Here is an 11833-nt window from a genome sequence, read left to right as displayed (position 1 = left end):
TCACCGGTTCCGGCTGGTGATCCGGTGCGCGAGGGCCGTCAGATCGGCGCGTGCCCGGTCGGTGACGTCGAGAGCGGCGATGCGGGCCAGTCCGGCGTCGCGTCGAGCGTCTATCTGCTGCTCGATCTCGCTCACCGCGCCGGTTGCGGCAAGCACCTCGCGGGCGGTTGTCAGCTCCGCCTCGGTCAATCGTGTGCCGACGCAGTCACGCAGCAGGTCGGACTGCGCGGCATCGGCGTGCTCGAGGGCCACGGCCAGCAGTGCGGTGCGCTTACCGGCGATCAGGTCGTCACCCGAGGGCTTGCCGGTCTCGGCGGGGTCGCCGAAGACGCCGAGTAGGTCGTCCCGGAGCTGGAAGGCGACCCCGAGATCGATGCCGATGCCGTGCAGCTCCCGGCACAGGGCCGGTTCGGCGCCACCCAGAGTCGCACCGAGTTCGAGCGGTCGGGCGACCGTGTAGGCGGCGGTCTTGTACTCCATCACGCGATAGGCGGCGGTCAGCGACTCGTCGCCGGCGACCTCATTGGTGATGTCGAGGAACTGCCCGCCGAGGACCTCGGTGCGCATCTGCGACCACACGGCCGATGCCGCGAACGGAACGGGCCGCGGGGGCGGGGTCTGCCGGTCGGCAGGCAGGGGAGCCACCCCGTGGAAGAGATCGTCGGCCCACGCCAGGGCCAGATCGCCGATGAGGATCGCCGCAGAGTCGCCGTAGTGCCCCGAATCGGCATCCCAGCCGCGCTGTGCGTGCAGAGTCTCGAATCGCCGGTGGACGGTCGGCCGGCCGCGGCGGGTGTCCGACCGGTCGAGGATGTCGTCGTGCACCAGTGCGCAGGCCTGGATGAGCTCGATCGCAGCACACGCCCTCAGGGTTTCACTCACCGTGATTTTAACGCCGTCCGGATCGTCGTCGAGCTCGCCCGCGCACTGGCGTCCCGCGTAGACGAAGAGCGGTCGAACTCGTTTGCCGCCGGTCATCACGAAGTCGGCGAGAGCCGATCCGGCTTCGGCGGCAGTGGGGTAGATCGATTCGAGCGCCGGGGTCGTAGCCTGGAAGAACTCGGCCAGCACCGTCTCGACCGCAGCGGGCACTCCGGTCAGCTCCACACCGGTCAGATTCACCACGCGGATCACCTTACCGGGGTGCCCACGGGTGACCGCCCTCACGGGCGAAGGGGTGCGAGCGCCGGGTGCAACTCCGCTGCAACCCGATCCACGCATGCGCACTCGCCGTTGCCGTCGGTGTCCGGCTCGTCCGTATGATCGGGGCGTGAGTGAACCAACTGCAGTGGCGACCGACGCGACGGGTCCCGGTACCGGCCAGTCGGTCGTCGAGCGGCTGGCGGCCCCGCACAGCGGGCCCGTGCCGTTCTCCGTTGAATTCTTTCCCCCGCGAGACGAAGCGGCCGAAGCGCGCCTGTGGCGTGCCGTCCGGACCTTCGAGCGGATGAACCCGGCGTTCGTGTCGCTCACCTACGGTGCGGGCGGTTCCACGCGGGATCGCACGGTGCGCATCGCGGGCCAACTCGCCACGGAGACCACGCTTCTGACCGTCGCGCACCTCACGGCCGTCAACCACAGCGTCGATGAGCTGCGGGCGCTCGTCGGTTCGTACGCGGACAAGGGCATCGCCAACCTCCTCGCGCTGCGCGGCGACCCGCCCGGGGATCCGCTGGGCGAGTGGGTGGCCCATCCCGAGGGGGTGAGCTACGCATCGGAGCTGGTCGACCTGATCGGTGGCCTCGGTGACTTCCACACCGGCGTCGCCTCGTTTCCCGAGGGGCATCACCGGGCACCCGACCTGGAGGCAGATACCGCCAACCTGGTCCGCAAGCTGCGGGCGGGGGCCGAGTACTCGGTGAGCCAGATGTTCTTCGACGTGGAGGACTACCTCCGCCTGCGTGACCGGGTGGTGGCGGCCGACCCGGAACAGGGCGCCAAGCCGCTCATCCCCGGGCTGATGCCGATCACCTCGCTGGCGAGCGCGCGGCGCATGACCGAACTGTCCGGCAGCACGATTCCGGCTGCCGTCGAGGAACGACTCGTTCGCGCTGCGGGCGACGGACCGGAGGAGAACCGGGACGCGATCCGCGCGGTCGGCATCGACCTGTGCACGGAGATGGCACAGCGCCTGATCGACGAGGGCGCGCCGTGCCTGCACTTCTGCAGTCTCAACTTCGCGAAGGCGACCAGCGAGGTGCTCGATCGCATCGGAGTCGACACTCTCGGTGCGTTCGCGCCCGCCTGAGGGTCAGTCGTCGGCGGACTTCTCCGGCTCTGCGGGCACTTCGTCGCTGCGCCTGGTGAACGTGCGGCTGGGGAGCACCCGGCCGGGCCGCGGCATGCGGTCCTGATTCTTGAACGCGGCGATCGCGACGAACGCGATGACAGCCGCACACAGCAGCAGCATGAACCACGACCAGCTGGGGATCGCCGCCGTCGCGGGGTCGGAGTACTCCGAGTCGGCGTTGAAGTCGCTGGTCTGCCCCGGCTGCGGAAGCCAGGTGACAGTGGAATCGCCGGTCTGCTGACCGTTGGTGGCGATCACCGGGCCGGCGAAGTCGACGGTGATCGCGAGATACGAGGTCTTCGGCTCCAGTTCGGCGAGTGATGACGACCCGCGCAGCCGGACGAAGTCGCCGCTGCGATTGGCTTTGAGATCCACCGTGGCGGTGGGATCGGGGAGCGCGGCGGCGATGATGTCGCCGAGCTGACTGAACTGACCTGCGGTGAGACTGTCGAACGACAACTCGGCTCCGGATTTGCCCTCCGCGGTCGGTGCCGGGCCGCCCGGGGCGTCGGGCGACTTGGTAGACGACGGGGCGGGCGCGGCGTTCTCGGACGGGAAATCCGTCGCCCACACCTGGCTGCGCAGTGATGCCGGAATGTCGAAGGCCGGCGTGGTCGGTCCGGCGTCGGGGCTCGCTGCGACCAGCACACGGCCGGAGAACTGGTCACCGACCGTCGTCGACTTGGTGAGGCAGCCCGACAGGAGCGGCACGAGCGCAAGCAGTGCGACGACAGCGAGGGTCGGGACTCGGCGCAGTGACTTCACGCTGTCATCGTGCCAGAGGATGGCCGCAATCACCTTCGCGACACGGAGTGCGGCGGGCTCACGAACGGTCGGGGCAGTGGAAGCCGTCGGCCGAGGAACGCGAACGGGCGGGGGTCGCCGATGAAGGTGAAGTGGCGCAGCACGTCCTGGAAACCGAGACGCCGGTACAACGACCACGCCCGGTTCTCCTCGTGCGGCACTTCGGGCGTGGACAGCAGAACGGCGAACTCGGGGCGGCCGGCGAGCAGCGCAGCCAGCAGTCGCTCGCCGACGCCGCAGCCCTGGGCTGTCGGGTGGACGTGCAGTTCGGTGAGCTCGAAGTAGTCGGCGGTGATCGCGGAGATGTCCTCGGCGGTCCGGCCCGCGCGTCGCATCCCCGATCGCAACTGCTGATTCCACCATTGGTCCCGGGCGCCGCGGTAGCCGTACGCGACCCCGACCAGGACCTCCTGCCCGGCGCCGCGAAGTCCGTCGACGCGGAGGCGGCTGATGCTGGGGCGCAGCGATTCGACGCCGGAGACCGGTGCCAGAGCGCCGACGGCGAACCATCCGGGGCGCGCGATGTGATCGCGCCACAGTGGGATCCGCTGGCTCTCGGTGCCCCGCGGGTAGTTCATCGCCGTCACATAGGTGTGGACGGCCGGGTCGAGCCAGACGTGTGCCTCTTCTGCGCGCAGTTCCACCAGCCGGATCTGGGACGAGGTTCGCGCGGTCACTGCCGGTCCCTCCCAAGCATCTCGTGGGCCCAAGCGTCTCGTGGCCGAAATTCTTTCCAGCGACAGTAGCGCGACGGAAATTGTCGGACCCCCGTGGGACTGTTCAGTCAGATCAGCCGACGGGACGGCGCACGGAGCGCGGTATCCCGGGTTCGGATGGATGGACACACGGAAGGGCGGTGATCCGATGGCACGCACAGGCGCGACGCACACCGTCGACGAGCACGTCGTGATGCGGAGCAGAGACCTCCTCGAACGAGCCGAAGGCCTGTTCGACGTGGCGTCGGCGGTGGAGGATGACGGTGCCGAACGGTTCCGGCTGTTCTACCTCACCGCGATCCGGGCGGCCGGAGCCGTGCTCGCCGTGTACGAGCCGTCGGGGCCGGTTCGCAGGCGTCGGAATGCAGGCGATGCGTGGAGCCGGATCCGCGCGGTGGCACCCGAGGCGCACGAGTTGGCTGAGTACTTCGGAGGGCTCTCCACGATGCGCGCCAATGTCGAAGCCGGTCTGGTGCGCACCGTCGACTCCACTCTGTGCGCTCGCGCGGAGCGTCGCGCGATGGAGTTTCTCGATCTTGCAGATGCGACACTTCTGTCCTATGAACAAGGCAGAATCGGGGTTCGCCGCAGATCTTCATCGCGCAGTAGTGGTCGAACCGGCGAACTACTCGTATCATGAAGGGTGAACTGGTCGTAGACCGAGAATGCCCAGGTAACCGCGAGGGAGGGACAGTGCCGCTTTCTGAGCACGAGCAGCGCATGCTCGACGAAATTGAAAGCGCGCTCTACGCCGAGGATCCGAAGTTCGCCTCGAGCGTCACTAAGAAGCGCGTCGTCCGCCCCACTGCGCGGCGCCGCCTCATCGCGGTGCTGGGTGTGCTGATCGGGCTGGGCATGCTGGTCGGCGGCCTGATGGTCGATGTCGAGATCGGCGGACTGAAGATCCTGAGCTTCGCCGGGTTCCTCGTCATGTTCGGTGCAGCCGCGTTCGGCCTGCTCGCCGGCGGCCACGACAACGGCGACAAGGGCGCCGCGTCGGAGCGTGGAGTCAAGTCCGGAGGCAAGACTCATACCCCCCGCGGGGACGGGAAGAGCTCGAAGTCGTCGTTGAGCTCGCGCATGGAAGAGCGGTTCCACCGTCGCTTCGACCAGGACGGTCTGTGAGTTCAGACGGCCTGTGAGCCAGCCGTGAGTTAGCAGTACAAGACCTGCAATCGGGGTCGCATCACCTTTCGAGAAAGGGATGCGGCCCCGATTTTTGTGTTCACGCGGGCATCTGCCCACGTGCGAACCCTGGTCCCCACTTTCACCCACCGCATGAATTCTCAATATCCCAATGGTCACTCACGTGCGTTTTCATCTCATCTGACAAGGAGGCGACACGCCGGGCGCACCTGCCGAATCGGAGAATCTCCATCATGTAAGTCGATCTGACCTGCGGTTTTGATCGATGGTGGAGCGAAAGTGGGGCCTGATGGGTGGAAAGTGGTGGAAAGTGGGGTACTGTGGGCATCACTGGGCGAGGGGGGGGGAACCGGACCTCTGAACCCGGAACCGGTGAGGAGGTGCCGACATGGCTCGCTTCGTCGGCACTTACACGCCAAAACTCGACGACAAAGGGCGACTCACGTTGCCCGCCAAGTTTCGGGACGCACTGTCAGGAGGGGTCATGGTCACGAGAAGCCAGGACCGAAGCCTGTCGGTGTACCGAACCGAGGAGTTCGACGCCATCGCCGACAAGGCGGTGACGGCATCGCGCAACGACCCGGAAGCGCGGGCCTTCCTCCGGTACTTCTTCGCAGGCGCCGACGAGCAACGGCTCGACGGTCAGGGGCGGGTGAGCCTCTCGGCGGAGCATCGCGACTACGCGGAGCTATCCAAGGAGTGCGTGGTCATCGGCTCGTACGACCACCTGGAGATCTGGGACGCGCAGAAGTGGCGCGAGTACCAGGCGCAGCACGAAGAGACGTTCTCGAACGCCGGATCGGCCGCCCTGGACTCGATCCTCTGAGCCTGCGAATTGACGAACTGAACATTCACGGACGACACCTGCGGTGAGTCGAGGCCTCGGCCCGATCGACCCTGACGTACTTCCCCAACGCCAGGTGCGTATCGGGCGGGGACCCCGCCTCACCGCAATGTCGTTTCCCGCACCGAGTGTGCACACGAGAAACGGCAGTGAACGAGACAGCAGCGAACGAGATGGGGGCGCGGTGAGCGAACATCAGCACGGCGAACACGGCCACGTGCCGGTCATGGCCGAGCGGATGTTCGATCTACTCGCACCGGCGCTCACCCGCGTGTCCGCAGACGGCTCTGGTGCGGTGCTCATCGACGGAACGCTCGGCGCGGGCGGTCACACCGAGTACTTCCTCACCCGGTTGACCGGCCTCACCGTTCACGCGATCGACCGTGACACCGCAGCCATCGACATCGCACGCGAACGTCTCGGGAGACTCTCGACTCGAGTCCATTTTCACCACGCCCGGTACGACGAAGTGGCCGATGTCGCACGCTCGGCCGGCCTGCACACTGTCGACGGAGTGCTCCTCGACCTCGGAGTGTCGTCGATGCAGCTCGACCGTGCAGACCGAGGGTTCGCGTACTCGGTCGATGCTCCGCTCGACATGCGGATGAACGCCGACGACGAGCTGACCGCGGCCGATGTCCTCAACACGTACGACCACGGTGCACTCGCCAGGGTGCTCAGCGAGTACGGGGAGGAGCGGTTCGCCGGGAAGATCGCGTCGGCGGTTCTGCGGGCCCGGGCCGTCGAGCCGTTCACGACCAGTGGACGGCTCGTGGAACTCCTGTACGCGACCATTCCGGCGGCGACGCGGCGAACCGGGGGACATCCGGCCAAGCGCACGTTCCAGGCGCTGCGGATCGAGGTCAATCACGAGCTGGATTCACTCCGCGGCGTGATTCCGGCGTCCCTCGACCTGCTCGAGGTCGGTGGCCGCCTCGCCGTGATGAGCTACCAGTCACTCGAGGACCGGATCGTGAAACGGGATTTCGCGAGGATGGTCCGCAACACGACACCTGCCGGCCTGCCGGTGGATCTTCCGGGTACGGCCGCCCGGTTCGCCCTCGTCACGCGCGGGGCGGAACAGGCCGATGAAGCCGAACGGGAAGCGAACCCGCGCTCTGCGCCGGTTCGAATTCGGGCAATCGAACGTGTGGCGTCAGATGGGGGCGAATGATGAGCGTAATGCTCGACGAACGCAAGGCGACGACCAGCCATGCCGGCGCGCGATCGCGTCGTGGCCGGGGGGCCTCGACACTGGATCGGCCGAGTCGGTCGAAGGCCGCCCAGCGGGCGCTCGATCGCCGTGAGCGCCGTGGATCCACCGTCGCGACCATGACGAAGCGGCGCATCGGTGGCGTGCCGTTGGTGTTCCCCGTCCTGGTGCTGATCGTCGGCGCGCTCGCGCTCACTCTCTACCTGTCGACCAGGTCAGCCCAGGATTCGTACGCCATCGACGCGCTGCGCGAGCAGAATCAGACGCTGCAGAACCGGGCTGACGGGCTCAAACGAGAATTCGACAAGAGCGACACCGCTCCGGAACTCGCACAGAAGGCCGGACGTCTCGGCATGGTGCCGAGCGACGGTGCCGCCCAGGTCGTGATCGGCCCGAACGGGAAGTCGCGCGTCGTCGGCGAGGCCGAACGGGCCGAGGGCAAGCCGCTGCCCGCATTGAACCCGGCTCCGGACCCGGTCGCGAAGATCGACGAGTCGAAAGTCGACGACTCCAAGGGGCTCGGCGGTGACCGGAACACCTCGGGTACGCGTGCTCCGGACGACCGTGCTCCGGCCGACACTGCTCCGGACGACACTGCATCCCCGGATGCGCCAGATGCGCAGGATTCGCCGACGTCGAATGTGATCCCTTCGGCAGCCGCCACGCCGACCCCGAATCCCGCTCCTGCGCACTGACGCGGGGGACAATCGATCATCATGACCCGATCCCGTTCCGTGCGCCCACCGGTGTCCAGAGCGGGTGGCCGGTCGAGCGCTGGAGCGCCGCCGCCACCCGACGACCGCCTGGACGAGCTCGATACCGCACCCTCCGATCGGTTCATCGGCCGTCAGCGCATGCTCTGGGTGATCATCGTGATCGTGTTGGTGCTGGTGAGCGGCCGGATGGTCTATGTCCACGTGATCAATGCCGACTCGCTGTCCGAGCGTGCGGCCCAGCAGCGCTCGGTGACCCAGCTCCTGCCCGCTATGCGCGGGTCGATCGTCGACCGCAACGGTCGTCTCCTCGCGCACACGGACGAGGCACGTGCTCTCACCTTCCTGCCCGTATCGGTGCGCAAGCAGATCGACGAGGAGCACAAGAAGGACCCTGCGCTGCCCGATGTGCGCACGCGTCTTCAGGAGATCGCCGCCGGCGTGTCGTCCAAGCTCGGTGGAAGCATCAGTGCCGAGGATCTGCTGGCGAAGCTGGCGTCCGACAAGGACTTCGTGTACTTGGCGCGATCGATCACACCGGAGCTCGCCGCGCAGATCATGGAGGAGTTCCCCGAGGTCGGTGCTGATCCGCAGGCCATCCGCGTCTATCCCGGCGGATCGCTTGCGGCCAATGTCGTCGGCGACGTCAACTTCGACGGAAACGGGCTCATCGGCCTCGAGTCGTCGCTCGATCCGGTGCTGGCGGGCACGGACGGCACCCAGACATTCGACCAGGGGCGCGACGGCGCGGTCATTCCGGGCAGCAAGCGCAATGTGCACCCGGCCATGGACGGGGACACCGTCCGGCTCACGCTCGACTCCGATCTGCAGTGGTTCGTCCAGAGTCAGGTCAACATGGCCAAGAAGGCGTCGGGGGCGAACAACGTGTCGGCAGTGGTCCTCGACAGCAAGACCGGTCAGGTCCAGGCGATGGCGAACGACAACACCTTCAACGCATCCGAACCGCTCGGTCAGCAGAAGGACGCCGAACTCGGCAATCGCTCGGTGACGTCGCCGTTCGAGCCGGGTTCGGTGAACAAGATCGTCACGGCGGCCGCCGCCATCGAGGCCGGGGTCACCACACCGGAGGAAGTCCTGCAGGTACCGGGTTCGATCCGGATGTCCGGCATCACGGTGAACGACGCGTGGCCCCACGGGACGCAGCCGTTCACGACGACCGGCATCTTCGGCAAATCGTCGAACGTCGGCACCCTGATGCTCGCCAAGCGAGTGGGGGAGCGCCGGTTCGCCGACATGCTGCAGAAGTTCGGCCTCGGTGAGCAGACCGGCATCGCGCTGCCAGGTGAGAGCCCCGGAGCGGTGCCCGCGCTGAGCCAGTGGTCCGGTGGTTCGTTCGCGAACCTCCCCATCGGGCAGGGACTCTCGATGACGTTGTTGCAGATGACGTCGATGTTCCAGGCGATGGCGAACCACGGTCTGCGGGTGCCGCCGCGAATTCTCTCGGGCACGGAGGAGAAGGGCGACCCGGTTCAGGTCGTCTCCCCGGAGACGGCTCGCACGGTGGTCGACATGTTCCGGGCGGTCATGCAGAGTGACGACGCCGGCGTCCAGCAGGGCACCGGCGCCGAGGGGGCCATCGCCGGTTACCAGACCTCCGGCAAGACGGGCACCGCTCAGCAGGTCGACCCGAAGTGCAACTGCTACTCGAAGTCGAGCTACAACATCACGTTCGCCGGGATCGCGCCCGCTGACGATCCCCGTTTCGTGATCGGCATCATGATGGACAACCCGACGCGCAGCTCCGACGGAACCGGCGGACAGAGCGCGGCACCGCTCTTCGGGACCATCGGCTCGTGGCTGCTGAAGCACGAGCGCGTTCCGTTCTCGGACCACCCCGCTCCGAGGCTCCGGCTGCAGTCCTGACGCGCACTTCGCGGTAGATTCATCGGCGACCCCCGGGCCGCGCTGCCGCATCCCTTGCGGTGCACTGCGGCAGGGTCACAGGCAAGGAAAGGCAGTGGAGTGAATCGAGCTCAGGAACGGCAGGACCGGCCGGCATCCCACGCGGTGTCCCTCGGCGAGCTCATCGAGTTGTCGGGTGCCGGACTGGATGATCCCGAAGGCCTCGAGGGCGTGACCGGTGCAGGAACTCAGATCACCGGAACCACGCTGCGTGCACAGGAGTGCGCCCCCGGCGACCTCTTCGCCGCGATGGCGGGCAGCCGGGCCCACGGAGCCCAGTTCGCGGTGCAGGCCGCGCAGGCGGGTGCAGTGGCGGTGCTGACCGATGAACGCGGTCTCGAGATCGTTCGCGGCAGCGAGGGCGGAGAGTCGCTTCCGGTGCTGGTGCACCCTAATCCGCGGCTCGTCCTCGGCCGGATGGCCGCCCGGGTGAACGGTGACCCGTCGACGCAGCTGACTCTGATCGGGATCACCGGTACGTCGGGCAAAACCACGACCGCCTATCTCACCGAGGCCGCACTGCGGGCGGCTGGATACAGCGTGGGACTGGTCGGGACGACCGGTTCGCGCATCGACGGAGTGCCCATCCACAGCGAGCTGACCACGCCGGAGGCGCCCGACCTGCAGCGGCTGCTCGCCGTGATGCTGGCCCGCGGGGCCGACTACGTCGTCATGGAGGTGTCCAGCCACGCGCTGTCACTCGGCCGGGTCGACGGATGCCGGTTCGCGGTCGGCGCGTTCACCAACCTGTCGCAGGACCATCTCGACTACCACAAGACGATGGCCGACTACTTCGACGCGAAGGCCGCCCTGTTCACCTCCGGATCGCCGACGCGGGCCCTGCGGTCGGTGATCTGCGTCGACGACGAGTGGGGCGCGCACATGGCGGCCATCGCGGCAGGTAACGACGGCCCGCTCGTGACGGTCTCGACCGTCTCCGGCGATGCCGACGAGGGCTGGCGGGTCGCGGATGTGACGGCGTCGAGTCAGGGCGTGCAGCGGATCGAGGCCGTTGCGCCGGATGGGTCGCGGCACGTCGTGCGGCTCCCGTTGCCGGGAGCCTACAACGTCGCCAACGCCCTGGTAGCGCTTGCTCTGGTGACCGAGACGGGCGTCGACATCGACTCCGCCGTGCGGGGACTCGCCGACGTAGCGGTTCCGGGACGGGTCGAGAAGATCGAACGCGGCCAGGACTTCCTGGCGGTCGTCGATTACGCTCACAAGCCGGCCGCCGTCGAAGCGGTGCTTTCGACGCTCTCCGTGCAGAGCGGGAACGCACGGGTCGCAGTGGTTCTCGGTGCGGGTGGTGACCGGGACACCGAGAAGCGGCCCCTGATGGGTGCCGCGGCGGCTCGCGGGGCCGACCTGGTGATCGTGACGGACGACAACCCGCGCAGCGAGGACCCGGCGGTGATCCGCGCAGCGGTGTCGGCTGGTGCCCGAGGCGTCCCCGAACCGGAGCGGCGGGCGAGTGACATCCGCGAGATCGGCGACCGGCGGGCCGCGATCGTCGCAGCCGTCGAGTGGGCGCGGTCCGGCGACGTGGTGCTCGTGGCGGGCAAGGGGCACGAGTCCGGACAGGAGATCGACGGAGTGAAGCATCCCTTCGACGACCGCGAGGTCCTCGGCGAAGCGCTCATGGGTGACGGTGAAGCGCTGAACGTGCTGGTCGCTCCCGGTGGAGCCGATGTCGGCGTCGCGCGTCGGCTGCTTCGCGAGATGGTCGCCCTCGCAGCCGATTCGGGTGCGGGAAGCGCTCATCGCGCCACGCCGCACCGGACCTGGGCGGTGTTCGGTGAGCTCGCCGACACGCGGGGAGCAACGGAGAATGCGCGTGCTGTGGAGCATGACGGGCTCGGCCGCCAGGCGGTGCGGGTGGCGGTCGACAAGATCATCGCGGTCGGCGGCAGTCGCGTCGTGCGCGCACTGCACCAGGGCGCGGTGATGGAGGGCTCGTGGGGCGACGAGGCGGCGTTCGTCGAGACCCCCGAGGCCGCGGTCGAGCACATGCGGAGCGCTCCCGGCTACGCTCCGGGACCGGGCGATGTGGTCGTCATTGCGGGGCCGGAGGGTCTCGCGAGCACGCTGATCGACTACTGGAGGTCCGGTGTCGGCCTGCGAGTCCGTCTCGTCGACGTGTGACTCACGGTGTGATTCACGACGCGCGGCCCTCACCCGGTACCG

At 67.9% G+C, this 11833-nt stretch carries 11 protein-coding genes; 8 read left to right on the top strand and 3 right to left on the bottom strand.

Going from position 1 to position 11833, the window contains the following annotated elements:
* Complete coding sequence (locus FO044_RS09030) at positions 1-1125, bottom strand: polyprenyl synthetase family protein (RefSeq protein WP_244945733.1); 1125 nt, start codon at positions 1123-1125, stop codon at positions 1-3.
* 145 nt (positions 1126-1270) lie between these two features.
* Here FO044_RS09030 and FO044_RS09025 point away from each other — a divergent pair, with 145 nt between their 5' ends.
* Positions 1271-2248, top strand: a complete 978-nt coding sequence (locus FO044_RS09025) for a methylenetetrahydrofolate reductase (RefSeq protein WP_235831286.1) — start codon at positions 1271-1273, stop codon at positions 2246-2248.
* Between the two features lie 3 nt (positions 2249-2251).
* Here the strand turns inward: FO044_RS09025 and FO044_RS09020 are convergent, their stop codons facing one another.
* Together FO044_RS09020 and FO044_RS09015 are read right to left on the bottom strand one after the other, a co-directional pair.
* Entirely contained in the window at positions 2252-3055 is an 804-nt protein-coding gene (locus FO044_RS09020; protein WP_132991565.1) for an LppM family (lipo)protein, read from the bottom strand.
* A 29-nt stretch (positions 3056-3084) separates the two neighbouring features.
* Positions 3085-3771 (bottom strand): GNAT family N-acetyltransferase, encoded by a 687-nt coding sequence (locus FO044_RS09015; RefSeq protein WP_235831285.1) that lies wholly within the window; start codon positions 3769-3771, stop codon positions 3085-3087.
* Positions 3772-3958: 187 nt separating this feature from the next.
* On the opposite strand from FO044_RS09015, the gene FO044_RS09010 reads away from it, so the two are divergent.
* From FO044_RS09010 to FO044_RS08980, 7 genes are all read left to right on the top strand, one after another.
* Positions 3959-4450, top strand: coding sequence for an SAV_6107 family HEPN domain-containing protein (locus FO044_RS09010; RefSeq protein ID WP_165943026.1), 492 nt, complete (start codon positions 3959-3961; stop codon positions 4448-4450).
* Positions 4451-4503: 53 nt separating this feature from the next.
* Positions 4504-4935 (top strand): DUF3040 domain-containing protein, encoded by a 432-nt coding sequence (locus tag FO044_RS09005; protein ID WP_132991563.1) that lies wholly within the window; start codon positions 4504-4506, stop codon positions 4933-4935.
* Between the two features lie 409 nt (positions 4936-5344).
* Positions 5345-5782 (top strand): division/cell wall cluster transcriptional repressor MraZ, encoded by a 438-nt coding sequence (mraZ, locus tag FO044_RS09000; RefSeq protein WP_132991562.1) that lies wholly within the window; start codon positions 5345-5347, stop codon positions 5780-5782.
* A gap of 244 nt (positions 5783-6026) precedes the next feature.
* Positions 6027-6974, top strand: coding sequence for a 16S rRNA (cytosine(1402)-N(4))-methyltransferase RsmH (gene rsmH / locus FO044_RS08995; RefSeq protein WP_244945807.1), 948 nt, complete (start codon positions 6027-6029; stop codon positions 6972-6974).
* An 8-nt stretch (positions 6975-6982) separates the two neighbouring features.
* Entirely contained in the window at positions 6983-7708 is a 726-nt protein-coding gene (ftsL, locus tag FO044_RS08990) for a cell division protein FtsL (RefSeq protein ID WP_235831284.1), read from the top strand.
* Positions 7709-7729: 21 nt separating this feature from the next.
* Positions 7730-9610, top strand: a complete 1881-nt coding sequence (locus tag FO044_RS08985) for a peptidoglycan D,D-transpeptidase FtsI family protein (protein WP_132991560.1) — start codon at positions 7730-7732, stop codon at positions 9608-9610.
* 99 nt (positions 9611-9709) lie between these two features.
* Positions 9710-11791, top strand: a complete 2082-nt coding sequence (locus FO044_RS08980) for a UDP-N-acetylmuramoyl-L-alanyl-D-glutamate--2,6-diaminopimelate ligase (RefSeq protein ID WP_328591107.1) — start codon at positions 9710-9712, stop codon at positions 11789-11791.
* Positions 11792-11833 lie beyond the last annotated feature (42 nt).

It is taken from the genome of Gordonia zhaorongruii, from assembly GCF_007559005.1.
Classification (GTDB): Bacteria; Actinomycetota; Actinomycetes; order Mycobacteriales; family Mycobacteriaceae; genus Gordonia; species Gordonia zhaorongruii.
The sequence above is the reverse complement of the archived record's forward strand: the minus strand, read 5'-3'. Positions and strand labels throughout refer to the sequence as shown.